Source organism: Heyndrickxia acidicola (assembly GCF_001636425.1).
Taxonomy (GTDB): domain Bacteria; phylum Bacillota; class Bacilli; order Bacillales; family Bacillaceae_C; genus Bacillus_AE; species Bacillus_AE acidicola.
Window position 1 is genome coordinate 4,555,728 of the sequence record NZ_KV440953.1, and the last position, 17,279, is coordinate 4,573,006.

17 protein-coding genes are annotated in these 17,279 nt (G+C 39.3%); 10 read left to right on the top strand and 7 right to left on the bottom strand.

Annotation, left to right across the window (positions count from 1 at the left end):
- Positions 1-7: 7 nt before the first annotated feature.
- The 4 genes from A5N88_RS21150 to A5N88_RS21160 all read right to left on the bottom strand — a co-directional run bounded on the left by A5N88_RS21150 (position 8) and on the right by A5N88_RS21160 (position 2,992).
- On the bottom strand, positions 8-574 hold the full coding sequence (locus A5N88_RS21150; protein ID WP_083953246.1) for a bifunctional transcriptional activator/DNA repair enzyme AdaA: 567 nt from the start codon (positions 572-574) through the stop codon (positions 8-10).
- A 16-nt stretch (positions 575-590) separates the two neighbouring features.
- Positions 591-917, bottom strand: coding sequence for a YciI family protein (locus A5N88_RS21155; protein ID WP_066269731.1), 327 nt, complete (start codon positions 915-917; stop codon positions 591-593).
- A gap of 206 nt (positions 918-1,123) precedes the next feature.
- Positions 1,124-1,330 (bottom strand): hypothetical protein, encoded by a 207-nt coding sequence (locus A5N88_RS25230; protein WP_157090750.1) that lies wholly within the window; start codon positions 1,328-1,330, stop codon positions 1,124-1,126.
- Between the two features lie 114 nt (positions 1,331-1,444).
- Positions 1,445-2,992, bottom strand: a complete 1,548-nt coding sequence (locus tag A5N88_RS21160) for an ABC-F family ATP-binding cassette domain-containing protein (protein ID WP_066269733.1) — start codon at positions 2,990-2,992, stop codon at positions 1,445-1,447.
- Between the two features lie 496 nt (positions 2,993-3,488).
- Between A5N88_RS21160 and A5N88_RS21165 the strand changes: the two genes are divergently transcribed.
- Positions 3,489-3,791: a DUF3219 family protein gene (locus A5N88_RS21165; RefSeq protein ID WP_066269735.1), complete on the top strand. Its 303-nt coding sequence runs from the start codon at positions 3,489-3,491 to the stop codon at positions 3,789-3,791.
- 194 nt (positions 3,792-3,985) lie between these two features.
- On the opposite strand, the gene A5N88_RS21170 is transcribed toward A5N88_RS21165, so the two are convergent.
- Positions 3,986-5,431: a sensor domain-containing diguanylate cyclase gene (locus A5N88_RS21170; RefSeq protein WP_066269737.1), complete on the bottom strand. Its 1,446-nt coding sequence runs from the start codon at positions 5,429-5,431 to the stop codon at positions 3,986-3,988.
- Between the two features lie 251 nt (positions 5,432-5,682).
- Between A5N88_RS21170 and A5N88_RS21175 the strand changes: the two genes are divergently transcribed.
- The 3 genes from A5N88_RS21175 (at position 5,683) to A5N88_RS21185 (ending at position 8,600) form a co-directional block, all read left to right on the top strand.
- The gene (locus A5N88_RS21175; protein ID WP_066269739.1) at positions 5,683-6,111 is read left to right on the top strand and encodes an organic hydroperoxide resistance protein; all 429 of its coding nucleotides are present in this window, start codon (positions 5,683-5,685) and stop codon (positions 6,109-6,111) included.
- A gap of 86 nt (positions 6,112-6,197) precedes the next feature.
- Positions 6,198-6,521, top strand: coding sequence for an iron-sulfur cluster biosynthesis family protein (locus tag A5N88_RS21180; protein WP_066269742.1), 324 nt, complete (start codon positions 6,198-6,200; stop codon positions 6,519-6,521).
- Between the two features lie 372 nt (positions 6,522-6,893).
- Positions 6,894-8,600, top strand: a complete 1,707-nt coding sequence (locus tag A5N88_RS21185; RefSeq protein WP_066269743.1) for a DUF6044 family protein — start codon at positions 6,894-6,896, stop codon at positions 8,598-8,600.
- A 122-nt stretch (positions 8,601-8,722) separates the two neighbouring features.
- On the opposite strand, the gene A5N88_RS21190 is transcribed toward A5N88_RS21185, so the two are convergent.
- Together A5N88_RS21190 and A5N88_RS21195 are read right to left on the bottom strand one after the other, a co-directional pair.
- A complete protein-coding gene (locus A5N88_RS21190; protein ID WP_066269745.1) occupies positions 8,723-8,965 on the bottom strand; it encodes a hypothetical protein in 243 nt (80 codons plus the stop codon).
- A gap of 109 nt (positions 8,966-9,074) precedes the next feature.
- Positions 9,075-9,395 (bottom strand): SPW repeat protein, encoded by a 321-nt coding sequence (locus A5N88_RS21195; RefSeq protein WP_066269747.1) that lies wholly within the window; start codon positions 9,393-9,395, stop codon positions 9,075-9,077.
- Between the two features lie 194 nt (positions 9,396-9,589).
- Here A5N88_RS21195 and A5N88_RS21200 point away from each other — a divergent pair, with 194 nt between their 5' ends.
- From A5N88_RS21200 to A5N88_RS21225, 6 genes are all read left to right on the top strand, one after another.
- Positions 9,590-10,012, top strand: a complete 423-nt coding sequence (locus A5N88_RS21200; protein WP_066269749.1) for a universal stress protein — start codon at positions 9,590-9,592, stop codon at positions 10,010-10,012.
- Between the two features lie 63 nt (positions 10,013-10,075).
- Positions 10,076-11,266: an MFS transporter gene (locus tag A5N88_RS21205; protein WP_066269751.1), complete on the top strand. Its 1,191-nt coding sequence runs from the start codon at positions 10,076-10,078 to the stop codon at positions 11,264-11,266.
- A 722-nt stretch (positions 11,267-11,988) separates the two neighbouring features.
- A complete protein-coding gene (gene ltaS, locus A5N88_RS21210; RefSeq protein WP_066269753.1) occupies positions 11,989-13,932 on the top strand; it encodes a lipoteichoic acid synthase in 1,944 nt (647 codons plus the stop codon).
- Between the two features lie 370 nt (positions 13,933-14,302).
- Positions 14,303-15,331, top strand: coding sequence for an EAL domain-containing protein (locus A5N88_RS21215; RefSeq protein WP_066269755.1), 1,029 nt, complete (start codon positions 14,303-14,305; stop codon positions 15,329-15,331).
- 175 nt (positions 15,332-15,506) lie between these two features.
- Complete coding sequence (gene copZ / locus A5N88_RS21220; RefSeq protein ID WP_066269756.1) at positions 15,507-15,731, top strand: copper chaperone CopZ; 225 nt, start codon at positions 15,507-15,509, stop codon at positions 15,729-15,731.
- Positions 15,732-16,632: 901 nt separating this feature from the next.
- The gene (locus A5N88_RS21225) at positions 16,633-17,163 is read left to right on the top strand and encodes a CcdC protein domain-containing protein (RefSeq protein WP_066269758.1); all 531 of its coding nucleotides are present in this window, start codon (positions 16,633-16,635) and stop codon (positions 17,161-17,163) included.
- The last annotated feature ends 116 nt before the right edge of the window (positions 17,164-17,279 follow it).

Below are 17,279 nucleotides of genomic sequence, written 5' to 3' on the forward strand. Positions count from 1 at the left end.
TTGCTATTTAATCCGGTAAAACGCAGTGCTGAATCGTTTGGCGGTATTCAGAAGGCGTAACACCTTCTATTTGTTTAAACACCGAAGAAAAATAAGCAGAGTTTTTAAATCCTATTTCAAAAGCAATGTTTGTTAAGCTCTCATTTCCGGTTTTTAATCTCAATTTTGCTTCTTCTATTCTTTTTACTTTTACATAATCAGAGGGAGAGAGGCCCATAATGCTTTTAAAGGTTCTTTGTAAATAATAAGGGCTGATATATAGAACCTCAGCTAATTCTTTTAGCCCAATCTCCCTGCTATAATGTTTGGAAAGATAGTGAACAGCCTGTTGGATAAGCTTTTCTTTAGGGCTTGGAGGCATGAGTTGATCAGGCCTGCACCGTTTACAGGGGCGGAACCCTTGCTCTGCCGGCATCTGGTTATCTGAAAAGATCACTACATTCTGTTTCTTAGGAGTTCTGGAACAGCAGGAAGGCCTGCAAAAAATTCGTGTTGTCTTCACACCGTAAAAAAAGATGCCATCAAATTGTTGATCACATTGAACGATGGCCATCCAGAATTCTTCATTCATCATGTTATGCCTCCTTTAGTCAATGTCCCTTCACAAACCTTTCATTCATTAAGGCAATTTTATAAGGAAATAGCTCTGCTGTCATGACTTGTTCTTTTACAGCGGGATCCTGTTCCATTAAATTCCTTGCTTCTTCCTCGGTAGTGGTTTGTAATATCACGATGCCGAATGTGGTTTCATCCATATTTAGCGTTCTTCCTGCAAGGATTAGTTTATCTTGTTCCATCAGCTTTTGTAAGGCTTCAAAATGCCGGGAGACAACGGCATGTTCTCTTTCTGTCCAGTTTTTTTCATCCAGTAAAGCTGGAAAAAGCTTTAGGGTATAGATATATTGCTTTAGCTCCAACGGAATTCCTCCTATATCAATCTCTACTAACTTGTTCGCTTCCGCGTGATAAAACTCCTGTTTTGAAAATGAAAAAGAGGCTGTCCCAAAGGGTGCAATGATATTAAGTGACCCTGGTGACAATAACTTCTTTTGTTGGTTTGTTTCTACTGCAGAATTTCTTTTCGCTTCAACCTATCTTTAAGTTAAGTTAAATTCAAATAATTTTACATAGATATAGGCAGCGTTCTGATCATCCTGCTGGTTGATTTCCGCTGCAGGCACTCGCTTTCCGCGAGGCATGCGGGAAGCCTCTTCGTCGCAGGCTCCTGCGGGGTCTTCCCTGACACGCTGATCTCGCAGGAGTCTCGTGTATCCGCACCAATCAACCCTTGAATTAAATCAAAAATTGGATTGTACATCGATATAGGCATCGTTCTGGTCATCCTGCTAGTTGATTTCCGCTTTTCCTTTTTCTGTCCAAAAATTTAATAAAGATGACTCAAAAGGCCGCTTATAACCGCCATTTGAGTCACCCTCTTAAACTCTTAGCGCTGAAGGTTTTCAAGATTCCAGACCTGCGTAATCCAATCCTGGTAAAACTCCGGTTCATGCGATACGAGTAAAACAGTTCCTTCATAATCACGCAAGGCAGCAGATAGCACTCTTTTCGCCATTGGATCGAGGTGATTGGTAGGTTCATCCAAAATCAGCCAGTTGCTGTCTTCAAGCATTAACTCGCAAAGCCTTACTCTTGTTTGCTCTCCTCCGCTTAACGTATGCAAAGGCTGAAGAATATGCTCTTGTTTTAGGGCTGTTCTGGCTAGTGATTGCCGGACCTCCTGTTGGTTCATCAAAGGATAACGCGACCAAATATAGTCAAGAGGTGTTTGAACGGAGTGTGTCGTCCACTCCTGCTCAAAATAAGCAGGTTTAACATTTTGGCCGAAAAGCGCTTTGCCGCTTAGAGGAGGTATTTCCCCCATGATTGTCTTTAGAGTTGTGGATTTTCCAATCCCATTGTACCCAGTGATAGCGGCTTTTTCACCTCTTTTTAACGTTATGCAAAGAGGAAGGAAGAGAGGTTTTTCATATCCGACTATTAATTGGTCAAGCTCTACAATCAGGCTTCCGGGCCGATCGCCTGCCTGAAACGTAAAGAAAGGCTTCGCCGGAGGAACGGGCTTCTCAATCCGATTGATTTTCATTAGTTTTTTCTCTCTGGATTTTGCCTGTTTTGATGTGGAGGCCCTTGCTTTGTTTTTATCAATAAACGTTTCAAGTTTGTTAATTTCTGTCTGCTGACGTTCAAAGGCCTGGAAAATCTGCTGCTTCCGGAATTCATATGCTTCCTGGAACTGATGATAATTTCCTATATACCTCATTAATTGTTTATGCTCAAGATGATAAATGATCTTGACAACCTCATTGAGAAAAGAGCTATCATGTGATATCAGGATGAAGGCATACGGATAGTTTTTTAAATATCCTTTCAGCCAATTCACCTGCTCATAATCGAGATAATTTGTCGGTTCATCCAAAAGCAAAATATCCGGCTCTTCCAACAGTAATTTTGCAAGCAGCAACTTTGTTCGCTGACCGCCGCTTAATTGAGCCACATCGGTGTCCATGCCGAGCGCCGTTATGCCAAGTCCGTCCGCCAGCTCCTCTATTTTTTTGTCAATATAATAAAAGTCATGAAGCTCAAGCCTTTCTTGAAGTTCAGCATAAACTTTTAACAGCCTTTCTAATTCTTTCGCCCGGCAGGCTCCCAATTTATTTGCTGTTTCGTTTAATTTTTTTTCCGCTTCATATAAAGAATGGAAAGCGCTTCTTAAATAATTTCTAATTGAGGTTCCCTCGGGGAGCTGGATATGCTGCTCCAAATATCCTGCCCTCACATTTGGCATCCAGCTGATCTGTCCTTCATCTGGTAATAGGACGCCAAATAAAATTTTAAGCAGGGTAGATTTGCCGGAACCATTTGTTCCGACAAGGCCTACATGTTCATTTTTCAGCAAGCGGACATTAATATCCTTAAGGACAAGTTTATCCCCGTAATAATGGGTTACATTTTCAATAGATACAATACTCACTCTAAGTCCTCCTTTTAAATTGGCAAAAGCCAACCGGAAAACAAGGAGAAGAATCAGACATCTTACTTCCAATGGAAGTATTCCTTCCGAAGACATCGGCTGCAAAACATAAAAAAGAGAAGTGAACGTACACTCCCCTTTTCATCGCAGTAAAATATATACCTGAATAATAAAAAGGAAAGGAGCCTGAATGTTCGTTGTTTTACGATTGACTTTACTAAAATGGGCAGACGTATCCCCTTTAAGCTCAGACAATCAACAAAACAACAGACATTCTCATTAGCTTCTATTCCTCCTTTAACTTGAAATTTAAGAATTCAAATACAGTATATGGGATTTGGTTTCCAATTGCAACTAAAGTATTTTGAAAATTTAATAAAAAATTTACCATTTTGTCTTATAAGCAGATAAAAAGATATTCCATTGTTTTTGTAATAAAATAAGAGGATAAGCAAATGTTAATAATGAGAGAAAGCATTTATTGGGGGTTGTGTGTATGGAAAAGGAAGTTATCATAAATCATACTCATTTCAAGGCTGATGATTTTCAGCATGAAAAAGTGAAAGACAAGCAAACAGATCAATTGCTTGATAGAATTCATTTCAGTTTTAAGGTGAAAAGTGAAGATTATCATATGGTCACAACACTTCTCTATAAAAATGATTTTAATATTGAAGTTCCTCATCTTCATTTATCTTTTAGAGGTGAGATTACTAATTACTCTACTTCAATTACTAATCTTTATGAAGAAAACCAGGTAGGGGATTATATGCTGGAATTAACGGAAACAAGCCGTTAGCCAACTGTCCGGACACCTGGACCTGGTTAAAACAGTTTAACCGATTCTTCGATAATAAAGCCGAAACTTCCAAATGTACGACTAACGAATTTCATTAGGAAGCATACAAAACTGAATCTCAAAAAAAACGCAGAGGTGAATACTCTGCGTTTGTTCGTAAAAAGAATGTTCCCATTTCTTTGCTTAGCCACCATTCAATACGTCAGCTGGCGTTTATAGCGCTGTTTTTCCTTGTACATTTCTTTATCAGCATGTTCCAGTAGCGCTTCTACGGTAATGCTGCTGCCTTTTTTATGTTCAATAAATCCATGACTGACTGATAAACGATAAGGTGCTTTATCAGATGCGTTATAATGCTCAAATTCCATTGTTACAGAGTCCCAAAAGTCTTGAATGCCTTCAACTGTCTTTCTTTTTGATACAAGGATGAATTCATCTCCTCCAAATCGAAAAAAAGCATCCGAAGAGTCCATTTTTTCTTGAACAATGGCACAAACCCTTTTGATCATTTCGTCTCCTGCTGAATGCCCAAGTTGGTCATTCACTTTTTTGAGGTCATTAATATCAATAAACCCGAGGATAAAGGCAGAGGGCATAGGATTATTTAGCAGCTCCTCTAAAAACGCAATGCCGCTTCTGCGATTTAGTACTCCTGTCAGTGGATCAAGGGAGGCATGCTCCAAAAGCTCCTCTTCTTTTTGTTTTAGATGAGTAATATCTGTTGAACCAATCAAAATACATGATTCCTGAGCATATTCTACACATTCCATATTAAGAAGCGACCATTTATGCGAAAGGCCTAAACCCGTATGTTTGATAGCATAATTTTTGATGCTGCGTTCGGACATCAGTCTATGCAGAATCCTCTCTCCGATGAAAGGAGCCTTAAAAAAGAAACTTCCATCGGCTGTTTCAGAATCAGGCAGCTGGTAATAATCCCTGGCATGCTGATTCATTAAAAGAATTTGATAATCATTTATTCTTATAATCAAAAGAGGGGTCGGGTTAATGTGAAAAAGGGTATGAAAGCTTTCCTTATCTTCCTTAAGCCTCTGTTCGTATTGAAAGTCCTTTAGTTTATAAGAAAAAAAGGTAAAGGATATAAAGAAGGCGATGATGGCTGCACCAGTAGAATTGATTTCTTTTGTCAGTAATGAATTGTGATTAAGCTCCATTATGTTCAAACCTGCTAAAAAGAAGATTTGAGTACAGCCAAAAAGAAGGCTGGATTTGATCGGATGAAGAGGGAGTATTGTCGCAACTGCCATAAGAATAATGACATACGCATCAATATTTCCTGTAAGCAGCTGGCTGTTCAGGGACGATACCAATCCCAGCAGCAGGTACACTATAACAGAGAGCAGAATCAGTGTTGGTTTTAAGCGGGACGTTATTTTTTTATAACAAACAAGAAAGCAGAGTGAGTATAGGAATCCTGTAAGATGGACTCCGGACAGAATGGATCGGAATAAGTGATTTTGAACGGAATGAAGTAGAAAAAAATCAACATAAAAGAAACAGGGGTACGTAATGATGAGCAAAAGGGATATCCGCTTGATTCTATCAAATAGCAAATCCGCATGCAGATTTGAAAAGGTTTTGTTTGCGATAAGAGGAAATAATTTTAATAAGAATTTCATCCATTAAACTTCCTTTAACAATCATTTTCTCTTATTTTACCATGAAGCCTATGAATAAATTGTTTTTCTGATAAATAAACTTGGGGATAATTGGTAGATCTGTGAACTAACCATGAAACAATATTATTCGAATTGTACTATATGCTGAAAAAGGTTTAAACAACCGGTGAAAAGTGAATAATCTACTAGGAAGGAAAGAAGAGCTAATTCCCTTCTTGTCACGGTTCTTTTAAATATGAGGAGGTTAAACAATGTCTGAAAAATTATTTACTTCTACTGCGACCGCTGTTGGCGGCAGAGAGGGAAGAGTTGAGTCTTCTGATGGAAAAATAAAATTTGATCTTGCCATGCCTGGAACTCCGAGAGCGAAAAAGCTTCCTGAAGCGACCAATCCTGAACAGCTGTTTGCTTCCGGGTATTCCGCTTGCTTTGACGGTGCGCTTCAGTTAATGGCCAGCAAAGCTCGTGTGAAGTTTGAATCTGAAACCACTGCAAATGTGAGTTTGCTAAAGGATGAAACGGATGATGGATTTAAACTTGAAGTGACCCTGCACGTAAAAGGCAAGGGAATTGAAAAGGATCAGCTGGAAGAGCTTGTTGAAAAAGCTCACCATTTCTGTCCTTATTCAAAAGCTACAAGAGGAAACATAACAGTAAACTTGGAAACAAGTGTAGAATAAAAGCAGTTAAAAAAGGTGCCACATTGCCTGGCACCTTTTTCCGTTCTATAATGAAATAAGAGAAGGTACCAAGAAAGGGGTATTGTATGGAAATTGTTGTGAAGGCTTCCGCTGCTCTCGAGCTCAAGAAATATCATCTGCTGGATGGCGAAGGTGTTAGAATTCAGGCTGTATACGTTGGAAGCTGTGCATTATACGTGGATTACTCCCTTATAATTGACAGAATTTCAGAGCAGGATGACGTGTTTGAAGTGGAAGGCATTCCATTTATTCTATCCAAAGAAAGCCAAAAACATCTTTATCACCGGATTTCTCTGGATTTTAGTCCTGTTCTTGGTTATAAGCTTTCTTCCGATGAGGAGACGTACAGGTATAATTTAAAATTGGAAAGAGTCAGCTCATCAATCTGAGCTATAGGATATTATAGTAATTTATTTAGGCGGAATTCAGAGTCTATGAGGCTAACGTCTTATTTGGCTTCTTTACTGGAGGCTCTTTTCGTAAACTTTGTTGCTATTTAACAAAAAAATAGTGAAATTCATAGGCTCTGTAGTAAACCTGTGAATTGCTTACGAAAAGATGCCACGAAGACTCATTTTACACGAATTTAATACTTTTGCGAAAAGCAACAATCGATGCGAAAACAGCCTTACTGGAAATTTATCATCGAAGCCTTTTATAATAGAAAACAAGTAAGCAGCCAAGCATACTTCCTTACACTTTTTTACGGCTGCTGAATGATATATAGAAATAGAAACAAAGAAGTTGAATAGGAGAACGAAATGGCAGGTTTTAAACAAAGTAACAGATTACATAGTGGACTGGGGACAAAGGAAAAGATTTATATAGGGGTATCTCTTCTTATTATTATAATCTGGGTATCCCCATATTTTTTTCTTGGACAGAATGCCCATATGCGGGTTCAGGATAATTTGGACTCAAATATAGCCTGGTATAAAGTGTTAAACGAAAGCGGCCAGCTCTTTGGCTCATTAAACGCTCATATTCCTCAGATTATTAATGGTGAAATGAGAAGGGATGCTTTTTATTCTCAATTCTACGGGGTTGTCGTTCTCTTTTCAATTTTCCCTCCCATCATTGCATATGGCTTAACACAACTCATTACACGGCTTGGAGCTTTTCTGGGGATGTATTTGCTGCTAAAGCATCATTTCATGAAAGAGAAGGACTATGCACTGATTCAGGCTGGTACAGCCTTGACCTTTGCTTTAACGCCTTTTTGGCCTTCAGGAATGCTCAGTATCCTTGGAATGCCTCTTGCTTTATGGGCCTTTTTAAATATACGGAATGGAAGCAGGTCCTGGAAGAACTTTGCGGTTTTGACCATCCTGCCGTTTCTGTCCAGCTTTATCCTTGGTTTTTGTTTCTTTCTTTCAGTACTGGGTATTTTTTGGGCAGTCGACGCTTGGAGGGCAAAGAAATGGAATGGGGTCTTTCTTCTCTCTATTCTGTATATGACCTGTATTTATTTGCTTATCGATTATAGATTGGTCGTTTCAATGATTGTGCCATCGGGTTTAACCAACCGAAATGAATTTGTTGAATCCGACAACGGCCTGATGGATTCCCTGTCATTGACGATAAGAAACTATGTTTTGAGCCATAATCAGGACAGAACGGAATCTGCCGTCGTTATTATGCCGCTTACCTTAATTGCTTTGGGAATTGTGCTGGTGAAAAAGGAATGGAGAAAAGAAAAGCTATTTATTGGCCTTCATATCCTGAATTTTGTCCTTTCGCTCTGGTATGCGTTTTGGTTTTTTGAAGGGTGGCAGCCTTTAAAAGACCATATTGCCATCTTAACTACTTTTAATTTTGGACGATTTCATTACTTAAGGCCGGGGATTATCTATGTGCTGTTTGCGATTTCCCTAAGAATCCTCTGGAGGATGGGCAAATGGGGGCATATAGCCGTTACAGTCTTGCTGGCGGCACAGCTTTGGATGATAATTCCTACGAATGAACAAATTAATTACAGTGATGACCCAAGCTATAAGCAATATTTTGCACAGCAGCAATTCACCGATATTAAAAATTACATCGGTCTTCCACAGAGTCAATACCGGGTTGTCAGCATAGGCATTCACCCAGATATTGCTCAATATAACGGATTCTATACGTTAGATACATACAACAACTTCTATCCGCTGAGCTATAAGCATCAATTCAGGAAAATCATTGCACCAGAACTGAACAAAAGTCCGGAGCTGAAATCCTACTTCGACCAATGGGGAGGCAGGTGCTATATTTTTGTCAGTGAGCTTGGTGAACATTATATGTATTCAAAATACTCAAATGTAAAAATAAAACATCTGCAGTTAAATACAGCTGTATTAAAGCAAATGGGCGGGAGATATGTCCTATCTGCAGTTCCGATTTTGAATGCTAAACAAAATCATTTGGCTTTTGAGAAAAGCTTCAATTCAAAAGACTCTTGGTGGGAAATTTATTTATATAAGGTTCAATAGGAAAGGTTAATTTTTGCTTCTTCGACTAAATATCAATTGGAGGAAGCAGCAGTCTATGCGAAAACAGCCACAGTAAAAAAGTATCCTTTTAGAAGGGTACTTTTTTTCATGCGGGCAGCCGTTTATATTGGTATTGCTCTAATTTTCTGCAGGTTGATTTCCACTGCAGGCACTCGCTTTCCGCGGGGCGAACGGGAAGCCTCCTCGTCGCAAGCTCCTGCGGGGTCTTCCCTGGCACGCTGATCCCGCAGGAGTCTCGTGCCTTCCGCTGCAATCAACGTTGGATTTAAATTTATATGGGATTGTAATGTGACATTGGCAGCGACCTGGCCATCCTGCAGGTTGATTTTCACTCTATTCAGCATAGGTTAAGCTTTTAAAAGGCCAAAAAGAAAAACAGACCTTGACAAGGCCTGTAATGAAGCAGAATGCTTTTTCTATAGGTGTATGTTTTTGTGAAAGCTAGAATTCACTTCATTCAGATGTACCGCTGAGATTCCAGAGACTGAAAATAGCAGTAAGCAAGCCAAGGATTACACTGATCCATTCAACGGATCCGTTTAGGGAGTACGCGAAAGGGAAAATGATAAACCATACCCCTGTGATGAAGGTTACCCAATCCTGCCATGTCCCCCAACCGGATTTGTTGTAACTCCACAGTGCGGCAATAAATTGTACTAATCCTATAATAACGCTGGTCCACATTGCTCCAGTTTGACCAGAAAAGTCAAGAATCCATGGGGCTAGAAGAAACCATACTCCAAACAAAGCATTTAACGTGCTTCTAGTATTCATTGTCTCACCCCCTTTCGATGATAGCTGGCACAGCCTAACACTGTGCTAATAAAGTATATGAAAGGAAGTGGATATTGTTGCAAAAAATTAACGTTGACGTAAGATGTTGAAAAAAATATAATAAAATCATATTAATTTTACGTTAACGTAAAATTACCGAGATTGGACTTGGAATATAAAAAGGAGGTTAAAAAATGTATGAAAAAATTCTCGTCCCCGTTGATGGTTCTGAGCATTCCCATCTTGCTGTCACTGAAGCGGCTAAATTGGTAAAGAAAATGGGAGGCACAAGCACAATCACTCTCTTGCATGTTAATCCGGATATTCATTTTATAGATACAGCTGGAATCGACATTGATCAAATTGATGATTTGCTGGAAAAGGAAGGGCGACAAATCTTAGCTCCTATACATCAGTTGCTGGCAAAGCAGGAGGCTGCGTATCATTCCATTTATAAAAGTGGGGATCCAGCAGAGGAAATTACGGCTGTTTCCCAGGAATTTGACCTTATTATCATGGGAATCAGGGGGCTAAGCACTCTCGGTGAAGTGGTATTTGGAAGCGTCAGCCATAAGGTTATACAAACAAGTGCCTGTCCGGTACTCATTATAAAATAAGATTACTTAGTCATTATTAGGCGAAAAAATAAAAATTATTTTAGTTAGGAAGTTGATAATAAAATGCAAGCAACATCAGTGGAAAACGCAGGCGTCAAGCAGCAGAAGCAGCCAAAAGCCGTTTGGGCGGTCGCCTTTGCATGTGTTATTTCTTTTATGGGACTTGGGCTTGTTGATCCCATTCTTCCTGCCATTGCAAAAAATTTACATGCCACTCCGAGCCAGGTTTCTCTATTATTTTCAAGCTATAATTTAATCACCGGGCTGGCCATGATAATTACTGGGTTTGTCTCCAGCCGTATTGGCCCTAAATGGACATTATTAATTGGTCTTATTCTTATTGTTATTTTTTCTGCTTTAGGCGGCTTTTCAGGGGGAATCAGCCAGCTGGTCAGCTTTCGGGCAGGCTGGGGGCTTGGAAATGCCTTGTTTATTGCTACAGCTTTAGCAGTCATTGTAGGTGTCTCAACTGGGGGAACTGCGAAAGCCATCATTTTATATGAAGCGGCTCTTGGGCTCGGAATCTCTGTAGGACCGCTTTTGGGCGGAGAGTTGGGATCTATTTCATGGAGAGGGCCGTTTTTTGGTGTAGCAGTCCTTATGGCCATTGCTTTCATAGCTGTTTCTTTCTTATTGCCAACCGTGCCAAAGCCAAAACAACGAAGCTCCATTCTGGATCCATTCCGTGCACTGCGTTATCCTGGTCTTTTGGCACTGGCCTTTACAGCATTGCTCTATAATTTTGGATTTTTTACATTGATGGCGTATACTCCATTTGTCATGAATCTTGATGCACACGGATTAGGTTATGTTTTCTTTGGATGGGGAATTCTGCTTGCCTTTACGTCTGTATTTGTAGCACCTAAATTGGAAAAACGTTTTGGAACTGTAAGATCTATGGCGATAGCCCTGTTTTTATTCGCACTTGCTCTTTTGGCAATGGGGATATGGACAAATTCAACAGCAACGGTTATTGTATGTGTTATTATTGCAGGTGCTTTCTTAGGTACAAACAACACATTGATCACAACTGCAGTAATGGAATCTTCACCTGTGGAACGTTCTACTGCTTCTGCGGCGTACAGCTTCGTCCGTTTTATTGGAGGGGCCATTGCACCATATTTAGCTGGAAAGCTTGCTGAATGGTACAATCCGCATGTGCCTTTCTTTGTAGGGGCCATTGCAGTTGTTCTGGCGATTTTGGTTACCGTTATAGCACGCAAACATATTAGTACAGGTGAAAAATCCCATTAACAGATAGAAAAGGTTTTATAGAAGCTGGATAAGGGAAGGTTCCCAATTGGGCCTCCCTTTTTTTTGTATTTTTTTTTAACATTGTTCCTACCCAACTTGCTGTTTCATTGAGTTTGAGCTAAATTTAGCATCAAAAATAGGGTCTACCATCAAAGACTGTATACAGCAAAGGTTTTGTACCAGCAATTTGTTTGAATTTTTTTAGGAAAGGCTGTGTTAAATTTCAATGTTGATAACTGCTCATTTTTTAGCACATTCGTGTGAAACGGCCGTTTCTCACGAATGTGCTAAAAAACAACAGTGTCCTATAACACAGCTTTAGGAAAATATTTCTCGAACAAGAGAATAATGGGGCATTATGACTGGACATTCTATGATTACATGCACCGTTTGGAAGAAAAAACAATAAAATAGCCTTTATGAACTATTTAGGGAGATGGAAAATATACTCAAAAGAAGATATAATAATTATTAACCCGTTTTTAATGAGATCTTAATGGTTCATTGCTATGATTATTTTTATTGTGGTTAAAAATGCAAAAAACATCAAAGGAATTATTCAATCATATTTTTCTCACATATTTCTTGCATTCATGGTATAGTAATGTAATCTATAGTATTAAAATGAAATTCCATTTTGGGAGGATGCATCTCTTGCCCTCCACGCACAGGAAAATTGTAAAAAGAGATTTTCCGCAGTAAATGGTTTAAGAGGTGACAAAATGAATAACTTACTGATGAAATGCCAACATGTATTAAGCAAACATCTTGGTTTTTTCTTTTTAGCCGTCATACTTTTTTGGTTAAAAACTTATGCAGCTTATGCTAATGAATTTAATCTGGGAGTTTCAGGCTCTTTGCAGAAATTTCTGCTCTTTTTTAATCCATTAAGCTCAGCACTCTTTTTTCTGGGACTGGCATTATTTGCAAAAGGCAGAAGGGCGTTTATTTGGATTATCATAATTGATTTTATCCTGACATTTATCTTGTATGCGAATATTGTGTACTATCGTTTCTTTAGTGATTTTATCACGATACCGACACTTACCCAGTCAAATAATTTTGGCGATTTGGGCGGAAGTATACTTGCATTGATAAAGCCTCATGACCCTTTATATTTCCTTGATATTATTTTTCTTATTGTTTTGATGGTCTCAAAGGTAGCCAAGCCTGAACCGGTTCGTGTCGGATTCAGAAGGCTGAGTGCGGTTTATGTATTGGCCATCATGGCCTTCAGCATTAACTTAAGCCTTGCGGAGAAAGACCGTCCTGAGCTCCTGTCCAGAACCTTTGACAGAAAATATTTGGTTAAATATCTAGGAGCCTACAATTTTACTATTTATGATGCCATTCAAAACACGACGGCAACCGCACAGGAAGCTTTTGCTGACAGCAGCGATATGACGGATGTACGGAACTTTGTAAAAGCTCAGTATGCTAAACCTGATCCAAAGATGTTCGGGAAAGCGAAAGGCATGAATATTATTTACATTCACTTGGAGTCCTTTCAAAATTTCTTAATAAATTACAAACTGAACGGGCAAGAAGTGACGCCTTATTTAAATTCACTCACTCATGAGAAGGGCACATATTATTTTGATCATTTCTTCCATCAAACGGGCCAGGGGAAAACGTCTGATGCAGAATTCATGCTGGAAAACTCTTTGTTTGGTCTTCCACAGGGCTCTGTACTTACGACCAAAGCACAGAATACATTCCAGTCCCAGCCTGCTATATTGGGTGAAAGAGGCTATGATTCAGCCGTATTCCATGGGAATTATAAAACCTTCTGGAACCGGGATGAAGCGTATAAGTCTTTCGGTATTAACCACTTTTTTGATGCAAGCTGGTATAATATGAACAGCAAAGACGTCTTGAATTATGGATTAAAGGATAAACCATTCTTCAAGGAATCGATTCCTATGTTTAAAACATTGAAGCAGCCTTTCTATGCTAAATTTATAACATTGTCGAATCATTTCCCTTATCCAATTTCAAAAGAGGATGCAACCATTGGTCCTGCAACTACAGGGGATTCATCTGTAGACAGTTACTTCCAAACTGCACGCTATTTGGATGAAGCAGTAAAAAGCTTTATGGATTATTTGAAACAGTCAGGTCTGTACAATCATTCTGTTATCGTATTTTATGGTGACCATTATGGTATCTCAGAAAACCATAAGACTGCGATGGCAAAAATTATGGGCACCGAAATTACGCCTGTAGAAGAAGCCAAGCTTCAGGAGGTTCCGCTCATTATCCATGTACCAGGCACTAAGGGTGGAATTGAACACCAATATGGCGGCGAGATTGATGTATTGCCGACAGTGCTGCATTTATTGGGAGTCGATACTAAAGACTACATTCAATTTGGTACGGATTTATTTTCAAAGCAGCACTCCCAGGTTGTACCGTTCCGTAATGGCGACTTTGTAAGTCCTGACGTCTATTCTTTGAACGGAAAGTATTATAATCCAGATACCGGTGTAACGATTCCTAAGGATCTCGAAATAAAGAATGATGAAAAAATGGTACAGGAAAGGTTAAGCCTTTCTGATAAAGTGGTGTATGGCGATCTATTGCGCTTCTATACTCCTAAAGGATTTACCCCAATTAACCGTGAAAAATATAATTATAATCACATACCACAAAAATCAAGTAATTAACAGAAAAAGCCGGCTCCTATTGGAAGCTGGCTTTTTCTGTGCTTAGGAACTTATAAAATGCTAAACCTGTCGATATTTTTCTTGTCTAGCTTCAGCGCCTATCGGCAATCAGATTTCTATGTCTCCTCCCTACAATTAGTCAACATCTAGTTTTCTTTTCCTTTATATCAGTCGAGAGCTATGAATTCCTTACTCCGGTAAGAAAGACGCTTGTGCTGCACTTATGTCCTAGGAAATGAAACAAGAAAGTCAGGTTTGCTATATTCGTGTTAATGTATGATCTGCCAGCAGATTATTTAGTATTTTTAGGGGTAAATGGTATAATAAGCCACAAAGATCAGCGATTATTTAGCAAAGGATGATTCGAAAAATGACAAATCAATATTTGTGTGCTGAGTGCGGTATTCCTTTTCCAATCATGCATCAGGGATTTCTGGCATTGCCTGTAAATGATGCTGCTTCACTTGCAGTATTTAAAAACGGACTTAAGCCCAAACTAATAGAAAATAAGTTATACATACCCTACGACTCTATTCAGTCACTTGAGGAAGAGATTCAAATGCTTGAGGAAGGAGGTCTTGGAGAAATCCGTGCCGCCGTAACAGGCTCTGAACTTAAAGTACCGCTTATGATTGAGTTAAGCGTCTTAAAAGAAAGAATTCGAAACAAGGAAATGGTTGATGTCATTGTATCGAACAAATTTGTAAGTTATTTTCAGCCCATCATTAATTTGAAGAGTCACGACCTTTTTGGTTATGAAGCCCTGCTGCGGGTTGATCACTCAGAAAAGCAGGTCCCTCCCGGCATGCTTTTTGAAGCAGCACATAAAACGGGATTATATTCACTTCTTGATCAGAGGGCGAGGGAAACAGCTATTAAATCAAGAGTGGGAAAAATACCAAACGGCATGAAAACCTTTATTAATTTTTTGCCGTCCACGATTTACAACCCCGAATTTTGTTTACAGCATACCTTTTCAATTGTAGACAAATATAACGTATCGCCGTCGGACCTCGTATTTGAAGTTGTGGAAACGGAAGAAATAAACGATATTGATCATTTGAAAAATATTTTTAAAACCTATAAGGCATCAGGGATGAAGGTGGCTTTGGATGATGTGGGAAGCGGGTTTGCCACATTGGACATCCTATCCAAGCTTCAGCCGGATTACGTCAAATTAGACCGCAATTTTATCTCATATTGCGATCAAAACACGATGAATCAGAAATTTTTACAGCAGGCAGTCCATATTTCGAAAGAGATGGGCATAAAAGTCTTGGGAGAGGGGATAGAGAGAAAAGAAGAGCTTGAATTCTGTGCAGCAATCGGAATGGACTTTGCCCAAGGCTATTACCTTGGCAAACCTGTAAAGGACCCTGTGGAACAGGTGAGAGCATGAGAAATGCAGTGGTATAAACATAAATTGGACCTGGTATGAGAGGACGGCAATTATCCATTGGCTGCTCAAAATTGAAAAGCTTTTTTATAGGGTAGGGGAGTATACTATAACGGGAATAGATTATGATAACTGAAAAAAGGGCATAGTAAAGAAAATAGGACGGGAGGCAGTTTATATGCAAAATATTACCTTTAAAGTAACAGGAATGTCCTGTAACCATTGTGTAAAAACCATTCAAGAGAGTGTTGGACGACTTGCAGGTGTCGAAGAGGTAGAAGTAGATCTTAAAAGCGGAGAGGTTCAAGTCGACTTTGATGCTGAAAAAGTTGCAGCCGTTGAGATTAAAAAGGAAATAGAGGAGCAAGGCTACGACGCAGAACAAATTGTTCCTTTTTTTTAGGCTTTGTTAAAGGTCATTATCGATTTCGTCTTAATGCGGTGAAGGGATGAAGCTCCTGCGTGAAAAGTGCTAGGAAGCTTTTGAGGTGTCCGCGGGAAGAGAGCGTCTGGAGCGAAATTTGACATCCACAATGAACACAGTCACTTTTAAAGTTTCCTGCCTTTTCAAGAGCAAAATTATTTGCCTTGGAAGGGCTATTTGTTTTTTAAGGGTATTTTTCTATAGATTGCTGCTTTTTGTATAAATGATGACAGGGGATAATCATCGTACTGCTGAGGCTATGGAATAACCTTAAAATAAAGATTTAAACATAAATACAAGGAAATAAATGAATAGACTGCACCATGCTTGGCTTAGAAAACGTCTGAGCCAAGCATGGTGCTTTTGTTCGGTAAAGCATGAAAGGGGTCTGACCCCTTTAGTGGACTAAAGCGAATCGGGGTGCAACCTTGGTATATTATCCTAAATCGCCTGTAAACAGCAGAATTTCGCCCGAATTTTTCGATTTTTCGTCCGTATTGTCCAAAAAGTCGCTCGTATTTCGTTTGAAATCGCCCGTAAAATCCAGTTGCGAGATGAAAAGCATCCTTGTGGTGAGCATTAAATGGGTTAATGCCAATTTTTCTTCTACTGCTAACGCTCCAACTGCAGGAAATGTTCAAATGCAGCCTGAAATATAATCAAATAAAGTGACGATATAGTGTTAATCACTTTTACATCCCCGTACCCCACGCGGGCGATTTATTAACCACAAGGTTCTGCAATCAAGACAAGCGAGGAGAGGGCTCAAACCATGGCCTATCTGGTCTTTATTCATTAGAAAAAAAGCGTAGCGGCTATATAAACTGATAAGGGAATGAGGTATCATCTAAATAGATGCAATTATGAAAGGTGGTATTTCATGAATTACAGCCAGTATGTAATTCCAGTTTTGCTTATTGCTTTTATTCTTTACCGCCGTGTTAAAAGGTCGATTGGTTTTCAAGCGTACCATCAAAGAAGGCTGGTCATTCGAAGCACGATTTTGCTTTTGGTTGTCCTGCTTTTGCTCGGAGTCAGTGCCATTCACCCCGTATCTTATATTTATGAAATTGCAGGAAGCCTTCTGGGCAGTGTACTGCTGATCATGGCGATCAAATGGAGCCGCTTTGAAACCAGGCAAGGCACTATTTACTATCGTACACATATATGGATAGAGACGTTTGTGTTATTTGTGTTTTTAAGCCGTTTCCTGTATAGAATGTTTTATCTTTTTCAAGTATCAGGAAAACAAGCCGATTTAAATTCCAGCCAGATGAACATGCAGTACACAAAGGATCCTTTGACCATGGGTGTGTATTTTTTGCTGGTTGTCTATTATGTCGGCTATGCTTTTTATGTTATTAGGAAGGCAAGGGGGATGGCAGAAGAAAACCGGCAGATTAGCAGTTGAAGGGTAAAAAAGATAATCTATGCAAAAAAGCAGATGCTGAGAAGCATCTGCTTTTTTATTATTGTTTAGGTAATGATAAAATGCTAAACCTGTGGATACTTTCTTGTCTAGCTTCA

Bases quoted from the DNA above. Each gene is read 5' to 3' on its own strand.
- A5N88_RS21150 (WP_083953246.1), bottom strand. From the start codon at position 574: ATGATGAATGAAGAATTCTGGATGGCCATCGTTCAATGTGATCAACAA.
- A5N88_RS25230 (WP_157090750.1), bottom strand. From the start codon at position 1,330: ATGCCTATATCGATGTACAATCCAATTTTTGATTTAATTCAAGGGTTG.
- A5N88_RS21165 (WP_066269735.1), top strand. From the start codon at position 3,489: ATGGAAAAGGAAGTTATCATAAATCATACTCATTTCAAGGCTGATGAT.
- A5N88_RS21170 (WP_066269737.1), bottom strand. From the start codon at position 5,431: ATGAAATTCTTATTAAAATTATTTCCTCTTATCGCAAACAAAACCTTT.
- A5N88_RS21175 (WP_066269739.1), top strand. From the start codon at position 5,683: ATGTCTGAAAAATTATTTACTTCTACTGCGACCGCTGTTGGCGGCAGA.
- A5N88_RS21180 (WP_066269742.1), top strand. From the start codon at position 6,198: ATGGAAATTGTTGTGAAGGCTTCCGCTGCTCTCGAGCTCAAGAAATAT.
- A5N88_RS21185 (WP_066269743.1), top strand. From the start codon at position 6,894: ATGGCAGGTTTTAAACAAAGTAACAGATTACATAGTGGACTGGGGACA.
- A5N88_RS21190 (WP_066269745.1), bottom strand. From the start codon at position 8,965: ATGCTGAATAGAGTGAAAATCAACCTGCAGGATGGCCAGGTCGCTGCC.
- A5N88_RS21195 (WP_066269747.1), bottom strand. From the start codon at position 9,395: ATGAATACTAGAAGCACGTTAAATGCTTTGTTTGGAGTATGGTTTCTT.
- A5N88_RS21200 (WP_066269749.1), top strand. From the start codon at position 9,590: ATGTATGAAAAAATTCTCGTCCCCGTTGATGGTTCTGAGCATTCCCAT.
- A5N88_RS21205 (WP_066269751.1), top strand. From the start codon at position 10,076: ATGCAAGCAACATCAGTGGAAAACGCAGGCGTCAAGCAGCAGAAGCAG.
- ltaS (WP_066269753.1), top strand. From the start codon at position 11,989: ATGAATAACTTACTGATGAAATGCCAACATGTATTAAGCAAACATCTT.
- A5N88_RS21215 (WP_066269755.1), top strand. From the start codon at position 14,303: ATGACAAATCAATATTTGTGTGCTGAGTGCGGTATTCCTTTTCCAATC.
- copZ (WP_066269756.1), top strand. From the start codon at position 15,507: ATGCAAAATATTACCTTTAAAGTAACAGGAATGTCCTGTAACCATTGT.
- A5N88_RS21225 (WP_066269758.1), top strand. From the start codon at position 16,633: ATGAATTACAGCCAGTATGTAATTCCAGTTTTGCTTATTGCTTTTATT.